Source organism: Janthinobacterium sp. B9-8 (assembly GCF_000969645.2).
Classification (GTDB): domain Bacteria; phylum Pseudomonadota; class Gammaproteobacteria; order Burkholderiales; family Chitinibacteraceae; genus Iodobacter.
In genome coordinates this window covers 91,734-113,586 of sequence record NZ_CP014222.1, presented here as the reverse complement: position 1 = coordinate 113,586, position 21,853 = coordinate 91,734, and the positions used below count along the sequence as shown (strand labels likewise).

Here is a 21,853-nt window from a genome sequence, read left to right as displayed (position 1 = left end):
TACCGATTTGTATATTTCACCCAAAACCAGAGCGCCCCATGCCTACTGAGCAGCAGAGTATTGTTATAAGCAACGAAATCCGCACGGCTATTCTAAGACTCCACCAGCTGGATGACGCTGAATGCGCCGAGCTGCTGATTGGCCTGCAAAACATTGGCCTGACGGATGATAAATCCATCTGGGAAATCATCGGCCTTGCCGCCGACACTGGCTCTACCTGGAAGACACTACAGATTGGTGAATTGAAAACGCTGCTGGCTTTAGCCATTGGCGACAAACATGCCACGCTACAAGGCTGCGACTGGGTACATCACTTTGGCCAAATGGAAGAATCCCGCCGCCGCGTGTATCGCTGTGTGGATGGCCTGCTCAATATGCACAAAACCGAGATGTTTCATCACACATTAGAGCTAATGCACAGTACAGAAACGCTGTACCTAGCGATGGACTTATTAAAGCGCAAGCAGCGCTTCTTTGGGCTGGATGAGCTTGGCTCGGATCTATAGCCCGATTTTATGGATGTTTGCTTGATGCTTATGACAAGCTGGAATTGAACGTGACTAAGTAATTTTAGCGCCTTCGGCACGTTGATTTTGGTGCGGGCGTCCCGCTGGACCTTCCTTTCTTGTGTGGCCAAGAAACGAAGCCAAAGAAGGCCACCCCAGCCAGCACGAAATCCCCTCACTGCGGATAATCGGCGCGGCGACAAAGACTGCGCGCTCGCTGCCTCGCTACCCCTTTGCCGAAACCCCGAGCCGCTTATTCCTCGCTTCGGCGTGCTTCAAGGGGATTTTTAAGCCCTATGCCAATAGCGCGGTTACTTAGGCTTTGCATTGCTTGCTAATGCAAATTGCTTAGCAAACATGGGGTTTCACACGCCCTACTGCAGCACTTTTGCCACGCAACGAGCACGCACCTCTCCTAAACTTCCCTGCTCATTGGCACTGCATGCACGATAGCGCCCGGCATACTGATTAAAATTGGCCTGAGCCTGCTCCAACGGCAGCTGGATTAATTCATTAATATAGCGACGGCTGCCGATTTCGAAGTGCTGGTAATCAATAGGCGCATCCCAATCCCCACCCCAAGTCATAAAACCATGCTGGGCAAATAAGCTGACCACCGACTCGTTCACTAAACCAGCACGGCGAGACTTTTCCGGGCGAAACTCATTGCGGTTTAGATAGCTCTTCGCACTAGCCGCAGGCAGCACATTCAGCCCGCCATCATCCGCAAAGCTTATATATGGATTTTGCAGCGGATTAATATCCATCGCCACGCCATAAGCATGCTTAGACCAGCTTTTAGCTCCCGTTATCGCACGGCCATTAAATGCACTGCTGTTATTGGCATTCATAGACAGCACATCATCGCCAGCAAACTGCTCCAGCGGCAAAGCCGAATGAAGTGGAAACTTAGCCTGATATAAAGCAGCGAACAAAGCCTCTACCTGCGGCGCCACCACATCCAGCACCAGCATCTGCCCCTCCGCTTTTTGCCCCTTCATATCCCAATGCAAAAAGCGCACCCTTTGCAAACGATCGCAAGGCAGCGGATTAACCACCGTAATCACGCCGCGCTCTTGCAGCAAAGTGCAATCAACGGGGGTTAAGGATGCAGAGGCTGCATACGATAAGATTGGGAAACATAAAAAACACAAAGATCGCAGCAATTCACGCCTCCTGAATCAATACCGGTATTAAATAATGAAGCCTGACTTTATTGACCCAAATATTTCGCCAGCAAAGTATCCAAATCCGGGCCGCTTAAGGGGCGAATAGCATACAAGAAACGAGGAGGCAACTGGCCTGCCTGCGCAAAATCATCAGCCAGCAGCAAGGGTAAAAAATCATCCAGACTGCGCTTATTCTGGCTGGCCGATTGCAAAAGCCTGTCTACTTCTGACCAAAACGTAGCACCCTGAGCATAAAACAGCGGATATACCGATCGATCGCCCTGCTTGTATTTGCGCTCTAAAGCCAGCAATCCATTTTTAGGCACTTGCTCTGGCTGGATAAAATGAGCACGAAGTTTTGCAATCTCATCGGCAGGCAGCTTACTCTGTGCCAGTGTTTTTAAACCATAGTAATGCGCCAGCCCCTCGCCAGCCCAGGTTGGCGATTTAACCTCATGCTCAACCGACATGGCCGCAAGCTGATGAAATTGCTCATGTGCAAGAATCATCAGGGTGAGCGCAGTACTTGCAGCGGTATTTTTTTCAGCCCCCTTTATATAATTTGCCAAAAAAGAACGCTTCCCCGCTGCACCACCAGAGCGCCCCTGTTTTTCATCAATCCCCAGCCACACCACCAAAAGATGACGATCTTTAGCCACAGTATTTTTAGCCGGAGGGAGGATTTTAGCTAAATAACTTAAAGCATCCGCATGCAGTGCAGGCAACTGTAACCGGGCAACTTCGGCCGCATCATCCGCCACATAATCGACACTAAACGGGCCAATTTGCTGGCGAATTAAGGCTAAATTTCCAAAAGCATAAAATTCTGGTGCGCCTGCTGACGGAACCAGCCATTGCCCGTAAGACCGCGCCATCGCCCCCACCTGCTGCTGCGTATCCATACCCAAAATAGTCAGCGAATCTTCAGCATCGCCATCCAGCCGCAATAAAGAAGTGGGCTCGGATAAAAGCCACCATTTTTTATTCTGAAAATAAACACTCTTTTGCTCTGAAGAATCCACCTCGCCACTAAGCACGGATTGTGCATGAATATCCCAACTCACCTGACCACAGCCAGCAGGTAACACCCACTCGCCCGGCCCGGATAAAACCAGAGTCTGCTTATCGCAATGCGGCGCAACAAGCTGTGAAGCCAAGCCCCTGCTCACCCCATGCAAACGCAACACCCTATCCTGAAGAGTTGCAGGAAAATCAGTCAAAGTGGCATGTAATTGCATGGGATTAGCTGGAGATACCGTAATTTGATAATGGGCAGCTAGGGCCGAGGATGAAACAAAGGCCAACAGCATGGCCAATACTTGGTAAGCCTTCATACAAGTCCGATTAACAAGAAATAGGAAACTGGACCGTACCGGAAAAAGCTCGGCCTCCCCAAGTAACAATCACCAAGCCCTCCCCAAAAAACATATCAAAAAAAATAAAAATTTACATCTCTTACCCGTACAGCACATCCGAGCTAAAAGAAACCAAACCGTCATTGATCAATATGCGTAAAATTGAGTCATCCTATTTGAGCTTTTTCACCCCATAAAATAGCACTCGAATAGGATTTTCAGCCCTTGAATACCCCTCAAACCCGCATAACACTGTAGCCATGTCGAATATAGAAAACCAAGCAGAACCAGCCTTTACGCCAGCAAATACGCCACTTCAGCCCTCACGCCGCTACAGCATTGCACCTATGCTCGATTGGACTGACCGCCATTATCGTTATTTCGCAAGACTGCTGAGCAAGCACACCTGGCTGTACACCGAGATGGTTACAACCGGGGCGATTATTCATGGGGATAAGCAGCGGCATCTTAATTTTGATGAGATTGAAAACCCGATTGCTTTGCAGCTGGGTGGATCTGATCCGATGGCTTTGGCGACTTGCGCCAAGCTGGGCGAGGGCTGGGGTTATGACGAGATTAATCTGAATGTGGGTTGCCCTTCCGAGCGGGTGCAAAATGGGGCGTTTGGCGCTTGCCTGATGGCGGAGCCGCGTTTGGTGGCGGATTGTGTAAAGGCCATGAAAGATGTGGTGGATATTGATGTCACCATCAAGCATCGTATCGGTATTGATAATGAAGAAAGCTACGACTTTGTGCGCGATTTTGTGGGTACGGTAGCTGATGAAGGCTGTAATACTTTTATTGTGCATGCGCGTAATGCGATTTTAAAAGGCTTGTCGCCTAAAGAAAACCGCGAGATTCCACCGCTTAAATATCATTATGCTTATCAGTTAAAACAAGATTTCCCGCATTTAGAAATCATTGTAAATGGCGGCATTACCACGCATGAGCAGGCGGCGGAGCATTTAAAGCATCTGGATGGCGTAATGGTGGGGCGCGAGGCTTACCATAATCCTTGGATACTGACGCAGGTGGATGAGTTATTTTACGGCGGCGCAGCCCATACTGCCTCCCGAGTGCAAGTGATGCACGCAATGCGGCGCTTTATTGAGGCAGAAATGGCGCAGGGCTTACCGATTCGCCTAATGACCCGACATATTCTGGGCTTATTTCAGCATCAGCCGGGCGCTAGAACTTGGCGACGGATGTTGTCTGATTCCAAATTGCTTAAAGATGCTGACTTCCAGCTGATTGAAAACGCTCTACGTGAAGTAACCAAAGGCCATCCTTAAATGAAGCGACTCGCCCTTTTACTGACATTGATGATCCCGCCAGCATTCGCCACCGAAGTGACGCTGCTGGCGGCGATGGGCAATAAGGGTATTTTGCTGATTGATGGGCAAAAAAAGACTTTGGCCATTGGTCAGCAAGTAGGCGAGGTCAAGTTACTGGCGGTGAGCAGCGAGCAAGCGACTGTCATGATAGGCGCACGCCAGCGTCAGCTTTTATTGGGGCAAGGTTATATCGCCAGTAGCAAGGCAGAGAATGACAGCGCCGGCAGCTTAACGCTTAGCCCGGATGCGCAAGGCCATTATTTTGCCGATATTGCCGTGCGTGGCATCAGCCAGCGCGGCATTATTGATACCGGCGCCAGCTTTTTATCTATGCCGCGTAATCTAGCCAGCAATATGGGCGTGGATTATAAGCAGGGCGAGGAAAGCCGCACGCAAACGGCCAATGGCACGATTAAATCTTGGCAGGTGACGATTGCGCAGATTCGCATCGGCTCCTTGCTACTTAATAATGTACAAGCCAGCGTGCGCGATCAGGACAATGGGCCTTTATTAATTGGCAATAGTGTTTTGAATCGCTTTCAAATGAAACGCGAACAAGAGCTGCTTATCTTACAAAAGAAGAATTACCAATGACGAAACGCATCGTTTTAGCCAGTAATAACGCCGGTAAGGTAAAAGAATTTAACCGCCTGTTTGCCGCACTGGATATCCAGATTGTTCCGCAGGGCGAGCTGGGCGTGGCCGAGTGCGAAGAGCCTCACCATACTTTCATTGAAAATGCCTTGGAAAAAGCCCGCCACGCCAGCCGGATTACCGGCCTGCCTGCGCTGGCCGATGATTCTGGCCTTTGCGTTCATGCACTGGGCGGTGCGCCGGGTGTGTACTCGGCCCGATTTGCGGGTGAGCCAAAATCGGATGCGCGCAATAATATAAAATTGGTCGAGAGCCTTGCTGGGCAAGCGGATCGCAGCGCTTATTACTATGCCGCGCTGGTCTTGGTGCGCCATGCGGATGACCCTCAGCCGCTGATTAGCGATGGTATTTGCCAAGGGGAAATCCTTAAAACTAGCCGAGGTGAGGGGGGTTTTGGCTATGACCCGCTGTTTTTGCTGCCGCAGTTTGGAAAAACCGCAGCCGAAATCAGCGCAGACGAAAAAAGCCAAATCTCGCATCGCGGCAAAGCCTTGCGTGAACTGATCGCTAAATTACAGGAAACAGGCTTATGAGCACGGCAGTCAATCAAGGCGAAACCCGCTGGGCCACATGGCTAAGAGACGATGAATCGGTAGTGTCTTGCACCGAAAAAGTAAAAGTCATGAATGAGAATCTGGATGAGCTAAAACAAATGGCTCAGGATTTACTAGAAGACGGGCTGCTGATGGAAGTATCAGAAGCCCAGATCAAAGCCGTGCTGCACAGGCTGGTAGATGAGCTGCATAACCCGTATCAGAAATAGCAATTTGAAACCCAAAGTTCTGTAAACACAGAGAACGGGAAGAACACAGAGCGCACGAAGAAAAACTTAATAGCCTTGCCACGAAAACATTGCTCAACAGTTTTTCGCGTAGGGCGGGTGAAACCCGCGTATTTCGTATTTATTGCTCGCGGGTTTCACCCACCCTACGAATGATGGGATGTTTATAGCAGCAACAGAATGCCCCATACCTAAAGTTTTCCTCTGTGTACTCTGTGTTCTCATTTATCTCTGTGTCTACAGACCTTTTGCTTTAAAGCCCGCAATACCCATAAGAAGTGAACACCATGCAATCGATTTCCATGCCCATCGGCAAAGCTAACTGGGCGCTTTCTGCCTTACCGCCTTTGGCGCTGTATATTCACTTTCCCTGGTGCATTAAAAAATGCCCTTACTGTGATTTCAACTCGCATGCGCAAAAAGGCGCGCTGCCGGAGCAGCAGTATATTGCCGCCCTGCTGGCCGATTTAGAATCCTGTTTGCCGCTGATGTGGGGCAGGCCGATTACCAGTATTTTTATGGGCGGCGGCACGCCGAGTTTGTTCTCTGCTGAGGCGATTAATCAATTGCTGGAAGGGATTCGGGCCAGAGTGCGTTTGCACCCCGATGCCGAGATCACGCTGGAAGCCAATCCGGGTACCTTTGAGAGCGAGAAATTTGCAGGCTACCGCGCCGCAGGCATTACCCGTTTATCGATTGGTATTCAGAGCTTTAATGCCGAGCACCTTAAAGCGCTAGGCCGTGTGCACGATGATAAAGAAGCCCATCGCGCCATTGAGATTGCCCATCAGCACTTTGATAATTTCAATCTCGATATTATGTATGCCCTGCCTAAGCAAACACTGGCCGAAGCGCTGCTGGATATTCGCACCGCCATTGCTTGTAAATCCACTCATCTTTCGGCCTATCACTTGACCTTAGAGCCCAATACCCTGTTCCACCGCTACCCGCCTGCCTTGCCGGATGAAGATTGCAGCGCGGATATGTCAGATGCGATTGAAGCGGAGCTGGCCGCCGCTGGCTTTGAACATTACGAAACCAGTGCCTTTGCCCAGCCTAAGCGTCAGGCTAAGCACAATTTAAATTACTGGCAGTTTGGCGATTACCTAGGGATTGGGGCGGGCGCGCACGCCAAGATCAGCTTCCCGGATAAAATAATCCGGCAGATGCGCTACAAGCAGCCAACTGAATATTTACAAAAGATGGCGGCGGGCTCGGCCATCCAGACCGAAGAGCAAATTACTTTAGAGCAGCTGCCATTTGAATTTATGCTCAACGCCCTGCGCCTAACCGGGGGCTTTGATTTAAGCCTATTTGAAGAGCGCACCGGCTTGCCGCTGACTAAAGCAATTCACCAGATTGAAAAAGCAGTTGCTGATGGCTTACTCGAGCGCCAGCTTAATCATATCCAGCCCACTTTACGCGGGCAGCGGTTTTTAAATACGCTGCTGGAGCGGTTTTTGCCTTAGGCAACACCATGTATATGCCCCTATCCTTACGTTGCCACGTGAGTACGATAAAGCAGTGGGCCCACCCTGCAAGTGTTTTGTTTCTTATAAAAAACATTCTCCTAAAGAAAAACAATTTTATAAGCAGCCATTCGTTTTAATTTTTGCCATCACAAGCCCCTTGCCTTCCCCTGCAAGGGGCTTTTTTTTAACCATTAATCCTCGATCAACGGCATAAGTTACCGTTCACACTCACAAATCCCCCGTTACTCGCGTGCTTTAGCTAAATCATTAAATGCTGATTAGTATTCCATATAGATAAACACAAGCACATAACGCTAAAGCCCTCGAGGTTGCCATGAAAAATCAGCTCGGATTTTCATTAATAGAAATCATGATTACCGTTGCCATCGTCGGCATTCTAGCCTCGATCGCAGTACCGCAATATTCAGACTATGTAACCCGCAGCCGCTTAGTAGAAGCACAAAGCAAGCTCAGCGATACGCGTGTGCGCTTAGAGCAGTTCTTTGTAAATAACCGCACTTACGTCGGATTTACCTGCACTCAGGCAGCCGTAGGCAGTGAAAACTTCGGTATTACATGCCCTACTCAAACAGCAAATACCTTCACAATTTCGGCAACAGGCACCAATAAAATGACCGGATTTGGCTTTACCCTCGATGATCTTAATCAACGCACTTCAGCCATTACCGCATCAGGTTGGTCTAATCCTTCGCCCAATAATTGCTGGGTCAGCAAAAAACCGAATATTTGCTAGGCCAGCGAAAATGACTTCCTCCCTGCAAATACACAAGGGCTTTAGCCTTGTAGAAATCATGATCGTACTGGTGATCTTTGGCGTGCTGGTCGCCATCGCCATGCCCGGATTTCAAGGCTGGGTGCGTAGCACTAAATTGCGCAGCTTTGCCGAATCATTTCAAACAGCAGTACAAACAGCAAGGGCCGAAGCGATTAATCGAAACGCCTATGTAGAGCTGGTTTTAACCAATAGCGCAGTCGGAGCGGATGGCAACCGGGATGCCAATGCAGTTACGGCAGTGACAACAGGCACGGCATGGCTGATTCGTGAATGCACCGCTTGCCCCAATATTGGTACAGCGGCGCCAGCAGGCAATACCTATCCCTATATTGACGGCAAAGTTTTGGCCGAAGGCGGAAGTACGAATCCTCCTCAACTCAATGCCAGCGCGTCTTTAATCCGTTTTGATGGCTTGGGCAGGGCTAATGCCGCATTCAATTTAATTGTGGCGGATACCTCGGCCGCCGCAACCCCTGCCAGCTGTACCCTGGCAGGCACCGGCCCGATTACAGACCCAGCCAGAGTCTGCGTTGTTGTAGATCGGGGCGGCGGCGCACGCATGTGTCTGCCCGACGCACCGGCAACCCACCCCAGTTCTTGCGCTAGGAGCTAGAGGCCATGATTAACAAGCATATTCACACCAAGCAAGGCGGCTCCATGCTGCTGGAAGCCATGGTTGGCATCACTATTTTTTCGTTTGGTGTGTTATCGATCCTTGCCTTGCAAGGTAATGCCATGCGGCATGTTTCCAGCACCTCAACCCGCACTTCGGCCATGCAGCTTATCCAGCGTGTGGATGGATTAATGCGCGTTAATCCACGCACCGCCAATCTGGATAGTTTTCGAATGACTACGTGCACTTCAGCAGCAGCCACATCCGCCGCCGGAATCTGGTCCAGAGCCGTGGCTGCACAGTTGCCAGGGGCAATATGCTCTATTGCAATCGATAATGATAATGCCGCCGGGCGCACCATTCGCTGCTTTCGCCGCGCCATCGTCACCATCACTTGGCCGGTAAGACGCGGTGAAGTCACAGGGGCCAACGGTCTTGCAGATGCCAGTGGCGGCCAGCTTAATAGAGCCACCAATGTAGCGGATATCCAGACAGTGTGGAATGACACCACCAACGGCACACTGTGCAATACCTAAAGAGGCAGACGATGCGCCAATCTCATGGCTTTGGCTTGGTAGAACTCATGGTTTCCGTGGTTGTAGCCTTGGTTTCTCTCATTTCAATTTATCAAATTTTTGGGGTCAATGAAGGCTACCGCCGCAGCAGCGTGGGCGGCTCGGGCGCGCAAATCAATGGCGGCATTGCCGTAATGCAAATACAAAAAGATGCCGAACGATCAGGGATGGGGATTGGCGATGTTGGGGCGCTTAACTGCAATGTAGTTTCCAGAGTCGCCGGCGCAACTAACTTTCCGCTTCTCCCCGTGTTAATTCAAACGGCAGGCACATCCGACAGCCTTACTTTTCTTTACGGCAGCAGCATTGTGGGCGGAGGGCAGGTTGCCCAGCTTGCAGATATCGAGCATGTAAACACAGACACCCAATTTGCCAATATATTAGGTGCCCAAAGCATTGCCACCAACGATCTGGTGATTGCATGGCAATCTGGCTTAGCCAATTGCCCACTGTTTCAGGTGACCTGCACCAATGCAACGCCTTGCCCGGCAGGCACGCCCCCTTCAACAGATGGCTTTGCACTTGGCCATGCCGCAAATACATGGAATTCAGCCACCGTAAACTCGCCCTTTCCCGCCTCACTGAGCAAAATTACCCGGCTGTATAACTTTGGCCGTCTAAACCGCCGCACCTACTGTGTGTACCTTAGCGGCAACACCAATGTCTGCGCAGGAGCAGGTACCCAAATTCATGGCTCGCTGCTAAGCCTAGACGCGCTCGATGCCACAGCAGCGGTCGATGGCGTATGGCAAGTGGTTACAGAAAACGTCATCCAGATGAAGGCCGAATATGGTTTAGACACCAATACCGACGGCGACAATATCATTAATAACGTCGATATCTGGCAAAGAGCCGCACCAGCCCAGTGGGCGCAAGTATTAGCCGTGCGTTATGCCGTGTTGGTCAGGGCGAGCAATCCGCAAAAACCCAACCGTGCCGGCACTTGCGTAAACGACAGTGCCAATAACTACACCGCAGCCACCCCAAGTGATGCATTTACGCTAACCACTGCGGCCTACTACCTTGGCTGGTCCGGCGCAGATGCGCTCACTGCACCCGTTAATGCAGACTGGCAATGCTATCGCTACAGCGTGCATGAAACCGTGGTGCCGCTGCGCAATCAAATTATCTTAAACCAACCCATCACGGGCTTTTAAGGAAGACGATCGCATGAACACGGCACGTATTCCTTCCCCCCCACGCCAGCAAGGTCTGGTGCTCTTTATCTCACTGATCGTGCTGGTGATTATGACCCTGGCAGGCATTGCCATGGTCAGATCGATCACCACCAGCACTCAGGTTGCCAATAATCTGTCACTCCGCCAAGGCACTACAGCTGCTGCAGATATCGCGCTGGAATCTGCCCGCCAATGGCTGCTCAATATATCAAGCACCAACCCAGCCACACTGAATGCAGATTCTGCAGCGAACGGCTATAGCGCCACCAATACCACCAACCCGATCAGTCCTACAGATAATACGCAGTGGCGGGCGGGCAGCGCATGGGTTTGGGTAAGTAATACGTGCACCCCCCGGCCCTGTACTCCAGCACCAATGGTACAAGCCACCAGTGCCGCCACTATTGCCAATGCAAATGGCTTTAGCGCTGCTTATTTAATTCAGCGCAGTTGCAGCAATAATGCAGCCCCTTCCTTAGTCATTGACACGGCTGCAGGCACAGGCAATCCCTGCAATCTAATTAAGGCCTGTCCAAGCTGCTTAAAAGAAAAAACATCTTTTAATGTGAGCTACCTTATTACGGTCAGGGTACAGGGGCCAAAAAACACAGTTAGCTTTTACCAGGCTTCCATTTATTAAAGCGAAGCCGGCCCCCGATATAGATGCTGTTTACTCAGCACCTTTGGTATTTTCATTAAGGACCAAGCATCATGAAACTCAGTCTTATTGCCTTAGGATGGCTTGGCCTTAGTGTCAGCTCCCTAGCTGCAACTCAAACCGCCGATAAACCGCTTTCGACTTTAACCTCGGGCGATGTAAAGCCCAATATCATGTTTACGATTGATGATTCAGGGTCAATGGCATGGAGCCATATGCCTGATAGCGTGAGCAATTGGCGCACCAGAGTGGGTTATCACAATTCCTATTGCAATGGTGTGTATTACAACCCGGCCACCACTTACCTTCCACCAAAAAATGCCGATGGCACAAGTAAGCCTAATGCCAGCTACACCGCGGCATGGTATGACGGGTTTAATACAGGCACCTCAGGCGGGCCGAGCAACAGCAGCACCTATAATTTATCTAACAATTTTTTTGCATATGACAACGTAACCGGCGGGGCCAATGGGCCACAACAAACCGCGTTTTACTGGACCTATTCCAGCAGTACGCCATCCGACTCGCAATGCGATACCTCGCTGCCCTCTTCAATCAACACACTGACTACCGGATCTTGGACAAAAACAAAAATCCCTAGTGATGGCAGTGCCGCCTCGGTCGCTGCACGGCAAAACTTTGCCAACTGGTTTAGCTATTACCGCACCCGCATGCTGATGATGAAATCCAGCGCAAGCTTGGCTTTTGCAGATATGGATAGCCGCTACCGCATCGGATTTTCACGTATTGGGCGTTTATCAGCCAACAACTTTGCTAGCTCCGGTTTTTTAAATATTAAAGATTTTGACGGCACGCAAAAAAGTGCTTGGTACACCATGCTTTTCGGCGTCCCAGCAAGTGGTGGTACGCCTTTAAAAACGGCATTACAGGCAGTTGGGGAGATCTATTCAGGGAATAAAAGCGGTGTAACCGACCCTATCCAATACACCTGCCAGCAAAATTTTGAAATTTTAACGACTGATGGTTACTGGAATGCCAGCGGGGACGGTGTATCAGTAGGCAATCAGGACACCGGCTCCGGCGTACCAAGACCAATGCTCGACGGAGCGAATCAATCCAATAATCTTGCCGATGTGGCAATGAAATACTTTAAAACCGATTTACGCACCAGCATGGCCAATAATGCACCGGGCATCCCTGCTTTTGATACGGGCCCTGAAGGCAGGCAAATGATGCGTACCTATACCCTAGGCCTGGGAATGGATGGCACTCTTAATTATGTGGACGACTACGAAACCAACAGCAATGCCAGTGTTAATGATTTTGTAGGCATCAAAAATGGCACAAAAAACTGGCCAACCGTGGTGGGGGATCAATTAACCACCATTGATGATTTATGGCATGCAGGCGTCAATGGCGGTGGAAAATTCTTTAGCGCCAAAGACCCGAATGCCGTTGCTGCCAGCCTGAAAAGTGCACTGAACGATATCAGCTCCCGGCTAGGATCAGCGGGTGCCCCCGATGTATCCAATGCGTTTATGACCGCGGCTGACAATAAGGTTTACAACAGCAGCTATAAAACACGAGATTGGACTGGCGATGTATCCGCCAGAAGTGTTGATGTGAGCAACGCAACCTTTACCACTACTGCGCTCTGGTCAGCACAGGATTTGCTCGCCGCGCGCAATATGGTCAGTAACCCCCGCAAAATCTATTCCTGCGCGAGCACATGCACCAGTTTCACCAATTTTGATGCGGCCACTTACGCCAGCAATGCCTCTATTACTGCTGGTGTTACCAGCTTAAAAACAGCCAATTCGCTCAATACAGCCCAGCAGGCTGCCATTGATGGCACCAAGCTCGTGAACTATCTGCGAGGCGATCAAAGCAATGAGCCCAACACCGCCAATCCAAACACAACAGCTGTAACCGCACTTTTTCGCCAGCGCACCAAAATTCTTGGCTCGATTATTCATGGCGGAGTGAGCTACGTTAAAAAATCTGATAAAGCATATGCAGACGCTGGATATGGTGAGTTTTCGCGCACTAATTTAACGCGTCGTGCCATGCTTTATTCGCCCGCCAACGATGGCATGGTGCATGCCTTTGATGCCAGCACAGGAGAAGAGGTCTGGGCATTTATTCCCCCAAGCCTACTGCCTAGCCTGTGGAAGCAAGCCGATAGAAATTACGATAGTAATTTTCAGTATTTTGTAGATGGATCCCCGACCATTGCCGATATCTATACAGGAAGCGCATGGAAAACCATTCTGGTAGGCGGCTTACGAGGTGGTGGCGGCGAGTTCTACGCAATCGATATCACCAATCCATCTGCCACCGCCCCCGCTGCGCCTTTATGGAGCTTTAAAGATAGCCGGCTTGGCAAAACCTATGGCTTTCCTGTGGTTGGCAAAATAGCGGGACAATGGAAAGTATTGCTTAGCTCCGGCTACGATAACAGTGATGGCAAAGGTTATGTTTTTGTTCTAAATGCTACAACAGGTGCGCTGGAAAAAACCTTCACCACCGCGTGCACCGCCACAGATGGCACCTGCGGCGTATCAAAAATCGGAGTGCTCTTTACTGAACCCGATATCGACGACACAATTAAAATGGCTTACGCAGGTGATTTAGCAGGCAATTTATGGCGCTTTGATGTGGCGGGCGCACAGGGTAATGCGGTGCTTGCGGCCACAACAGGCACCAGCGCACTCCGCCAACCCATCAGCTCGGCCCCGCTGATTAAAGAAATGACCGCTTATAAAAACAGCAGCGGCATTGCTTCTCATTATGTGAACTTTGGAACAGGGCGCTTTTTAAATCAAAATGATATGAGCACCAGCGATACGCAAACGATATATGGCTTATTAATTGATCCAAGCTTAGGATCAATCGATTCAAGCTTTAATAACTTGCGCTCATCGGGCTCTTTAATTGAGCTAGTTCTTGATAAAACCTGCGATAAAACCATTAAAGACAATCTAAATGGATCGGTTACTTCTTTGGATGGAATTGATGGAGCGAGCTTATCGAATAACTGCCCGAATTCTGTAGCAGGAGACTTTAGTAACGGCGACGGCAACTTTGACACCATTACCTTAAAAAGAGCGGCTAACTCTGCCTTAGGCAGTGATTTAACAACTTGTAAAAACAGCACCAAAGGCTGGCGGACTAATTTGCCGATTGCTAAAGAGCGTATTCCTAACGACCCCTTTCCTTTTGATACCTATGGTGTATTTAGCTCCATTGTGCCGGGAGGCGACTCCTGCACGCCAGGCGGCGTTAGCCGTGAATACAAAATGCCGCTTAATTTAAGTAAAGACTGGTTGTGCGCCAACCCATCAACCAATGTATTTATCAGTGTGGGTAAGAATAAAGACGGCGTGCTTTCAGACGACCCATCGCGCCGAGTCTCAGTTACCACCTCTAAATTCGACAGTATTAAAGTGAATGCAGATGGCACTGGCTCTGTGGATGCAGCGAGACTAGACCTAAAAGTTAAAGGAAAACGCTCTTCCTGGAGTGAAATCGTTCGCTAAGAAAACATTGGCAGCCCATTACAGATGGGTTGCCAATGTCATTAACTGCCACGTAATGACGGTAAAAGTACCAGATTTGACGTAGCGTTTTAGCAACAAGTATTAGATATTAACAATGTTATTTTAAATCTACCCAATCCCCCGCCGCTCTTCCTCCCCGTATTTCCCCTTCTTTCTCCCTCCAACAATCAAGCAACTGTTTAAAACTGACATTTCTAAATAAAAATTACCGCTCATCAGAAAAAAACGGCCGCCGATAAAATGCTATAAGAACTTCAACCGACTAGATAAATGCCGCCTATGTAAGCATTATGCCGATCCAATATGTTAGGAAACGATAATGCGACTTTCAGCTGGTTTTACCCTTATAGAAATAATGATCACCGTGGCGATTATCGGCATTTTGGCGTCGATTGCCGTGCCTAGCTATCAAGACTACGTCATCCGCAGTCGGCTGGTAGAGGCACAAAGTAAGCTAAGCGAAACACGAGTGCAGCTTGAGCAGTTTTTTATGAATAACCGCAGCTATGAAAACTTCGACTGCAAAAGAGATGCAACCGCAGCAGAAGGCTTCAATATCACCTGCAAAGACAAAACTGCAAATGCCTATACCATCGTCGCTACGGGCACAAATAAAGCAAGCGGCTTTACTTTCACACTCAACGATCAGGGCATCAAAGCCACCACAGCAGCCCCAACCAGCAAAGGGTGGACAACATCAGATAGCTGCTGGGTTAGCAAAAAGTCTGGCTGCTAATCATGGAACTACGCCTTCCTCAAAGCTGCCAGCAGGGCTTTACCCTGATCGAGCTGATGATCACGCTACTTATTTTTGGCGTTTTATTATCATTGGCCGGGCCACCATTTCAAGCATGGGTACGTGGTACTCAGCTCAGAACCTACGCCGAATCATTCCAAAGCGCCGTGCAACTCGCACGGGCAGAGGCAATTAAGCGTAATGGCTATGTGGAGCTGGTGCTGACAAATGATGCCGTTTCACCGGCCATTTCCGCCAGCGTCTCAGCAAACAACAAAGGCACAGCATGGCTCATCCGTGCCTGCCCGGATTGTATCAACTTAGGCAATGCACCCACTGTAGCAAACCCAAGCTACCCCTTTATTGAAGGGAAAACCGTGACTGAAGGTAACTCCGCTCAATTTAAGCTGGTAGCAGACCAATCGCTACTGCGATTTGATGCGCTAGGTCGCGCCAATCGCTCGCTCAGCATTATCGTCAGTGCAAATGAATCCGAGGTAGCAGATTGCCGTAAAGCCACTGCCGAGAGCAACACCATTCAAAGCCCGGCAAGAATTTGCTTACTCGCTGATGAAGGCGGCAATACGCAGCTTTGCCTGCCTGACGCGCCTGCAAAAAACCCTGCAAGTTGTATGAGGACAGCCAAATGAGCACGCTTCATTCTCAACGTGGATCGATGCTGCTTGAATGTTTAGTTGGCATCAGTATTTTTTCCTTTGGCGTGCTGGCTCTTAGTGCACTACAGGCTAATGCCATGCGCCACTCGGTGAGCAGCAGCTCCCGGACAACGGCCACCCAGTTAATTCAGAGGCTAGATGGTGAAATGCGCAGCAACATCACAAATTTAAGCGACTTTCAAATAACAAAAGCGAAATGCAAAGATGTAGCGCCCAGCTCAGATGCCGCAAAAAAGTGGGCTCAGGCCGTATCAGCAAACCTTAGCGATGCCACTTGTTCTGTTGCTATTCAGGCAAACGATGCAACCAGCACCCCCTGCTCCCGCAGGGCCACCGTATCCATCAGCTGGCCAGTACACAATGGCGCAAAAACAGCAGCAGCTACGGGCGCAAATAAGGGGCTCAATCAAGCGGTCACCACGATAGATATCCCGACAATTTTAGAAACCAACGATCCTTTGGAAACAAGGCATTTACGCTGTGGATTATAAAATGCGCCCTTCTTATGGCTTTGGCCTGATCGAAATCATGGTAGCCATTGTGATTTCGCTACTGGCCTCTCTTGCTATTTACCAAACCTTCAGCACCAGCGAAGGCTTTCGAAGATCAACCTTAGGCAGTGGCAATGCGCAAAGCAGTGGCGGGATTGCCATTATGCAAATCCAAAAAGATCTGGAGCGTTCTGGCTATGGCATAGGCTCAAGCCGCGCACTGAACTGCAATGTGGTTTCGCAAAATGCAAACTACACAAACTTCCCTCTTGTGCCTGTACGCATCACGACTGTGGCGGGTGGCTCTGATCAGATTTCACTAATGTACAGCACATCGCCAGCAGGTGGTATGCCAGCCCTGTTTGGCGAGGGGACTACACACACCAATAATGACAATCAATTCGTTAATATCTTATTGGCAAGTCAGTTCCAGACCGGCGATTTAGTCGTGGTTTGGCCAGACCCAGGTAAACAGGCACAAACGGCCTGCCCCTTGTTTCAAATTACCTGCACCAGTGCTGATTGTGTAGGCGCAGGTACACCCGCTGCAGGCAAAGACTTTTTGCTGCGCCATACCGCAAATGCACTTTGGAATGGCACGGCAGTAAATCAGCCTTTCCCGGCCTCACTGCCAATGAACACCACGCGCTTATTTAACTTTGGCACGATGGTTCGCCGCACCTACTGCGTGTATTTAGCAGGCAACCCTAATCAATGTAATCAAGTAGGTAATAAAACGGATGGTAGTTTGCTCAGTATGGATGCCCCCAAAGATAAGGCCGTTGATGAGAGCAGCTGGACCAACACGACAGAAAATGTAATCCAGCTCAAAGCGCAATATGGCCTGGACACCAATACGGACGGCGACAATATACCCAATAACGTCAGCAGCTGGACCAACACAACCCCCGCCAATCTCCAAGGATGGCAACGGCTGATTGCAATTCGCTATGCCGTGCTAGTACGGGGCAACTACCCCGAAAAACCTAAACGAGATGGTAGCTGCAATGCCACGGCTGCTGATGCCAAATTTACCTGGGCTGGTGGCGATTTCAATCAGCCAACTAATGCACAACCCAGCGACACCAGCTGGCAGTGTTACCGCTATTCCGTGCATGAAACCGTAGTGCCACTACGTAATCAGCGGCTCATCAATCAGCCTAATTTAATCAGTACATCTGCGCCGTAAAGCATATGCCCAATAATCCATTGTATAAACGAGCTCCAATGCCCCCTAAAGCCCTAAAACACAAGCAAAAAGGGCTAGTGCTGCTGATTTCATTGATCGTATTAGTGGTCATGACCTTAGCCGCCATTGCCTTAGTCAGATCCATGATGACTAGCAACCAGGTTGCCAATAATCTAGCCCTGCGCCAAGGCACCACGGCAGCCGCCGATGCCGCTCTTGAAAAAGCACGATTTTGGTTGGTGGATCGATCATTGCAAGCGCCTGCCGAGCTCAATAATGCATCCAATGCGAATGGCTATAGCCCAACGAATGCAATCAACCCCATAAATGGCAATGCATGGCGTGCAAATGTGAACTGGGTATGGGCCAACCCTAATGCAGGGAATGCCCCTCTGCCACAAGCAAAAGCCAATGAAGCACTTAATGAGAATGGGTATAGAGCCGCCTATTTTATTCAGCGTAGCTGCGCCACAGCAGGGCAAAAAACACCAAACAGAAGCGCGTGCGACTTACAAAAGATGTCACCTAATGAGCCAGAAGGTAATTCTGAGTATCAAATGATTTACAAAATCACCGTGCGAATTGAAGGCCCCAAAAACACGGTTAGTTTTTATCAAAGCACACTGTATTAAAGCGACAGAGGTACACAATGAAAATAATTGCACTCAGTATTCTGAGTATTAGCCTAAATAGCTTTGCCGCCCAAACGGCAGATAAGCCTTTATCAACTTTAAGCTCAGGCGATATCAAACCCAATGTGATGTTTATCATTGATGATTCCGGTTCGATGGCATGGAGCTTTATGCCAGACAGCGTTGTTCATTGGCGTAATAGCGTTGGCTACCATAATTCATATTGCAACGGCGTGTATTACAACCCTAAGACCAGTTACCTCGCCCCCAAAAATGCCAACGGCACCGATATGCCGAATGCCAGCTTTACTGCTGCCTGGTATGACGGCTTTAGCAGCGGCAGCACAGCAACCCACAACCTTAGCAACGGTTTTTTTTCCTACGATAGTGTAGGCAGTGCAAACAATGGCAACTCGTACAAAGAACCTGCATTTTATTGGCAATTCAAATCCACTACATTGCCATCAGAAGAGCAGTGCGGTTTAGCTTTGAACCGGCCTGGCTCTAGTTGGGAAAAAGTACTTATCCCACAAGACAATAGTGCAAAATCTGCAGCAGAAAGACAAAATTTTGCCAACTGGTTTAGCTATTACCGCACACGTATTTTGATGATGAAATCCAGTGCTGGTGCGGCTTTTTCCAGCATTGGTGACCGCTATCGCGTGGGCTTTTCTTCTATCAATAATCTAACCGGTGGTCACTACAGCAAAGATCGCTATCTCAATATTGAGAACTATGCCAATACTCAAAAATCGGCTTGGTATGCCATGCTCTATGGCACATATCCGGGCGGTGGAACGCCACTTAAAACCGCGCTTAATGCCGTAGGAAAAATTTATTCCGGCCAGCTCCCTACCCGAGATGTAACAGACCCCATGCAGTACACCTGCCAGCAGAATTTCACCATTCTCACTACTGATGGCTACTGGAACAGGGGCAATAATGCAGGCATTGGCAAACAGGATAACGCCAGCAACATCCCTTATCCGATGAAAGATGACACTAATACAAGTGAAACACTTGCAGATGTGGCCATGTATTACTTTAAAAATGATATTCGCTCCACAATGACCAATAACGTGCCAGGAGTCGAGGCCTTTGCTGGGGCCGAAAAAGGGCGTCAGATAATGCGTACCTATACACTAGGCTTAGGCATGGATGGTGAGCTTAAAAGAAGTGATTACGAGCCGCTATCTAATAAACGCGTGCCCTGGCCCAAGGTGGAAGGAGACTCCAAAACCACCATCGATGATTTATGGCACGCTGCCGTTAATGGTGGGGGTGAATATTTCAGTGCAAAAGACCCCAATGCCGTAGCAGCAGGGATTTCCAAAGCCCTCAGCGATATTGAATCAAAAACAGCCTCAGTTGGGTCTGCCGATGTATCCAGCTCGTTTATGAGCCCTGATGATCGCTCGATTTTCTCAAGCTCGTTTAAAACCATCAGTTGGACAGGGGAGGTGCAGGCCCGCACCCTCAACTTGGAGACCAGTGCATTAGAGGGCGTTACTTGGTCTGCAAACACTAAGCTAGGAGAGTTAGGTCATGCAAACCGAAAAATTTATACCTGCACACCCGGAGCGTGCACCAGTTTGGTTGATTTCAACGACCAAAACACCACCCTTATCAGTGCGATGGCCGCAGGTGTCACAGCACTCAAAACCAGTAATGGCACACTTAGCTCTACACAGCTTGCCAAAAATACAGCCAGCGCTCTGATTAATTATTTACGGGGCGATAAAAGCAATGAAATCAAGCCAGATGCAAAAGCAGCAGACTCCTTATATCGTGTGCGCATAGGCTACCTAGGATCTGTGATTCATGGCGGCGTTAGCTATGTAAAAAAACCGAATAAAGCCTATAGCGATGTGGGTTATGACACTTTTGTACGTAGCAATGCAGGTAGAAAAGCAATGGTTTACGCCCCGGCGAATGACGGGATGCTGCACGCCTTTGATGCCATCACTGGAGAGGAAAAATGGGCTTTTGTTCCTCCCACAGTTATTCCTCGCCTATGGCAACAGGCAGAACGTGCTTATACCAACGATTTCAAATACTTTGTTGATGGTGCACCAACCATTGCCGATATTAAAGTGGGCAATACTTGGAAAACCATCCTTGTAGGCGGCTTACGTGGTGGTGGCGGTGAATACTATGCACTGGATATCACCAACCCAGCCTCACCACCTGTCCTTTTATGGAGCTTCAGCGACTCACGTCTAGGCAATACTTATGGCTTTCCTGTTGTAGGAAAGGTAAACGGCACTTGGAAAGTCTTACTTAGCAGCGGCTACGACAATGCAGATAATAAAGGCTATATTTTTGCCCTGAATGCAGCGACTGGTGTTGTTGATAACACCTTCACCAGCAGCTGCAGCAACAATACAGGCCTATGCGGCTTATCAAAAATTGGTGTCTTATTTGAAAATAGAAACGTTGATGACACCATTTTAATGACCTATGCCGGTGATTTGGCGGGCAATTTATGGCGTTTTAATCCCAAAGATGGCAGTGGCGCCTTGGTTGCCAAAACGGGTACGGATCTATTGCCACAGGCCATCACCACGGCCCCTATGGTTAAAGCCACCGCACATAAAAACAGCGCTAATGAAGCCATGCATTATGTGACCTTTGGAACCGGCCGCTATTTAAACCAAGCCGACCTTTCCAGCAGCGATACCCACACTTTTTATGGTTTATTAGTGGACCCTAGCGCCAGCACTATAGACTCTGCTTTTACAGCATTAGGCAGCTCAACAGCATTAACCGAGCTACAGTTCAAAAAGAATGGTGGTGACATCGAACTAACTCGCAACGGAGATGCCAGCGCGGTTGACACTCCAGCAGCACTATTGGCATGCCGTGAAAAAATCAGAGGCTGGCGGGCCAATATGTTTATCAACAAAGAACGCCTTTCGAACGACCCAATGCAGCGAGGAGAAAAAGCGCGCTTTTTCACCACAGTTCCAGATGGAGATGCCTGCACACCAGACGGTAAAAGCAGACAGTATTCATTGCCAATGGAAATCAGCAGCAATTGGATGTGCTCTAATCCCAAAATCACTCAATCCATCACCGCAGGCGAGGATGCATTTGGCAAAGCGCATGAAGATCCAAAACAGATTCCATCAGTGACAACTCCTAGTGACGGCGGCAATAAGGATGGTGACAGCCTCGATATTGGTTCAGAAGGGGACCCAAAAAAAGGGCAGGCACTCCTCAGACCGCAATTAAAAGGCCGCCGCTCGGCTTGGACAGAGATTGTGAACTAAAGACTTAAAACCTAAAGTGGTGTGCACGCCTTGCACACCACTTTTCAACTCAAAAACAACAATGTTTTTTTACAAACTATAATCAAACAATCTTCGATCAAAGATAAATTTAAATAAGCCCAAACCCTGATACAAACCGAGAGAATCTACTAAGCCTTAGACCCAATTGCTTTTTTATCTAGCCTTGTACTCCAACAGCACACACTAAAGCCTAAAAAAACGATAAATCCTTTCATAAACAAAA

Annotated in this window: 20 protein-coding genes; 18 read left to right on the top strand and 2 right to left on the bottom strand. The window is 49.1% G+C overall.

The features are described from left to right. Positions 1 to 38: 38 nt before the first annotated feature. Complete coding sequence (locus VN23_RS00445) at positions 39 to 506, top strand: hypothetical protein (protein WP_046350231.1); 468 nt, start codon at positions 39 to 41, stop codon at positions 504 to 506. Between the two features lie 374 nt (positions 507 to 880). Here the strand turns inward: VN23_RS00445 and VN23_RS00440 are convergent, their stop codons facing one another. After that, the gene (locus VN23_RS00440; RefSeq protein ID WP_052746391.1) at positions 881 to 1,672 is read right to left on the bottom strand and encodes a M15 family metallopeptidase; all 792 of its coding nucleotides are present in this window, start codon (positions 1,670 to 1,672) and stop codon (positions 881 to 883) included. Positions 1,673 to 1,719: 47 nt separating this feature from the next. Then, positions 1,720 to 3,009: a hypothetical protein gene (locus VN23_RS00435; protein WP_046350232.1), complete on the bottom strand. Its 1,290-nt coding sequence runs from the start codon at positions 3,007 to 3,009 to the stop codon at positions 1,720 to 1,722. 281 nt (positions 3,010 to 3,290) lie between these two features. Between VN23_RS00435 and dusA the strand changes: the two genes are divergently transcribed. The 17 genes from dusA to VN23_RS00350 all read left to right on the top strand — a co-directional run bounded on the left by dusA (position 3,291) and on the right by VN23_RS00350 (position 21,609). Beyond that, positions 3,291 to 4,322 carry a tRNA dihydrouridine(20/20a) synthase DusA gene (gene dusA / locus VN23_RS00430; RefSeq protein WP_046350233.1) on the top strand — a complete coding sequence of 344 codons (1,032 nt, stop codon included), beginning with the start codon at positions 3,291 to 3,293 and terminating at the stop codon, positions 4,320 to 4,322. Next, positions 4,323 to 4,958 (top strand): retropepsin-like aspartic protease family protein, encoded by a 636-nt coding sequence (locus VN23_RS00425; protein ID WP_046350234.1) that lies wholly within the window; start codon positions 4,323 to 4,325, stop codon positions 4,956 to 4,958. Next, complete coding sequence (gene rdgB / locus VN23_RS00420; RefSeq protein WP_046350235.1) at positions 4,955 to 5,551, top strand: RdgB/HAM1 family non-canonical purine NTP pyrophosphatase; 597 nt, start codon at positions 4,955 to 4,957, stop codon at positions 5,549 to 5,551. The genes VN23_RS00425 and rdgB overlap by 4 nt, the downstream gene beginning before the upstream one ends. Further along, positions 5,548 to 5,781 carry a hypothetical protein gene (locus tag VN23_RS00415; RefSeq protein WP_046350236.1) on the top strand — a complete coding sequence of 78 codons (234 nt, stop codon included), beginning with the start codon at positions 5,548 to 5,550 and terminating at the stop codon, positions 5,779 to 5,781. Before rdgB ends, VN23_RS00415 begins: the two co-directional genes overlap by 4 nt. A gap of 305 nt (positions 5,782 to 6,086) precedes the next feature. After that, positions 6,087 to 7,268, top strand: a complete 1,182-nt coding sequence (hemW, locus tag VN23_RS00410; protein ID WP_197432989.1) for a radical SAM family heme chaperone HemW — start codon at positions 6,087 to 6,089, stop codon at positions 7,266 to 7,268. Between the two features lie 337 nt (positions 7,269 to 7,605). Further along, positions 7,606 to 8,025 (top strand): type IV pilin protein, encoded by a 420-nt coding sequence (locus VN23_RS00405; protein ID WP_046350237.1) that lies wholly within the window; start codon positions 7,606 to 7,608, stop codon positions 8,023 to 8,025. A gap of 10 nt (positions 8,026 to 8,035) precedes the next feature. After that, complete coding sequence (locus VN23_RS00400; RefSeq protein WP_046350238.1) at positions 8,036 to 8,680, top strand: GspH/FimT family pseudopilin; 645 nt, start codon at positions 8,036 to 8,038, stop codon at positions 8,678 to 8,680. A gap of 5 nt (positions 8,681 to 8,685) precedes the next feature. Next, positions 8,686 to 9,216, top strand: a complete 531-nt coding sequence (locus tag VN23_RS00395; protein WP_046350239.1) for a type IV pilus modification PilV family protein — start codon at positions 8,686 to 8,688, stop codon at positions 9,214 to 9,216. Positions 9,217 to 9,227: 11 nt separating this feature from the next. Next, a complete protein-coding gene (locus VN23_RS00390; RefSeq protein ID WP_046350240.1) occupies positions 9,228 to 10,412 on the top strand; it encodes a PilW family protein in 1,185 nt (394 codons plus the stop codon). A gap of 13 nt (positions 10,413 to 10,425) precedes the next feature. Next, positions 10,426 to 11,073: a pilus assembly PilX family protein gene (locus tag VN23_RS00385; protein ID WP_046350241.1), complete on the top strand. Its 648-nt coding sequence runs from the start codon at positions 10,426 to 10,428 to the stop codon at positions 11,071 to 11,073. 71 nt (positions 11,074 to 11,144) lie between these two features. Continuing rightward, entirely contained in the window at positions 11,145 to 14,591 is a 3,447-nt protein-coding gene (locus tag VN23_RS00380) for a pilus assembly protein (protein ID WP_046350242.1), read from the top strand. Positions 14,592 to 14,931: 340 nt separating this feature from the next. Then, positions 14,932 to 15,348 carry a type IV pilin protein gene (locus VN23_RS00375; RefSeq protein ID WP_046350243.1) on the top strand — a complete coding sequence of 139 codons (417 nt, stop codon included), beginning with the start codon at positions 14,932 to 14,934 and terminating at the stop codon, positions 15,346 to 15,348. Positions 15,349 to 15,350: 2 nt separating this feature from the next. Then, a complete protein-coding gene (locus tag VN23_RS00370) occupies positions 15,351 to 15,998 on the top strand; it encodes a GspH/FimT family pseudopilin (RefSeq protein ID WP_052746392.1) in 648 nt (215 codons plus the stop codon). After that, entirely contained in the window at positions 15,995 to 16,516 is a 522-nt protein-coding gene (locus VN23_RS00365; RefSeq protein ID WP_046350244.1) for a type IV pilus modification PilV family protein, read from the top strand. The genes VN23_RS00370 and VN23_RS00365 overlap by 4 nt, the downstream gene beginning before the upstream one ends. Before the next feature lies 1 nt (position 16,517). Beyond that, complete coding sequence (locus VN23_RS00360; protein WP_156455086.1) at positions 16,518 to 17,705, top strand: PilW family protein; 1,188 nt, start codon at positions 16,518 to 16,520, stop codon at positions 17,703 to 17,705. Positions 17,706 to 17,743: 38 nt separating this feature from the next. After that, entirely contained in the window at positions 17,744 to 18,337 is a 594-nt protein-coding gene (locus VN23_RS00355) for a hypothetical protein (RefSeq protein ID WP_046350246.1), read from the top strand. A gap of 17 nt (positions 18,338 to 18,354) precedes the next feature. Beyond that, on the top strand, positions 18,355 to 21,609 hold the full coding sequence (locus VN23_RS00350) for a pilus assembly protein (RefSeq protein WP_046350247.1): 3,255 nt from the start codon (positions 18,355 to 18,357) through the stop codon (positions 21,607 to 21,609). Positions 21,610 to 21,853 lie beyond the last annotated feature (244 nt).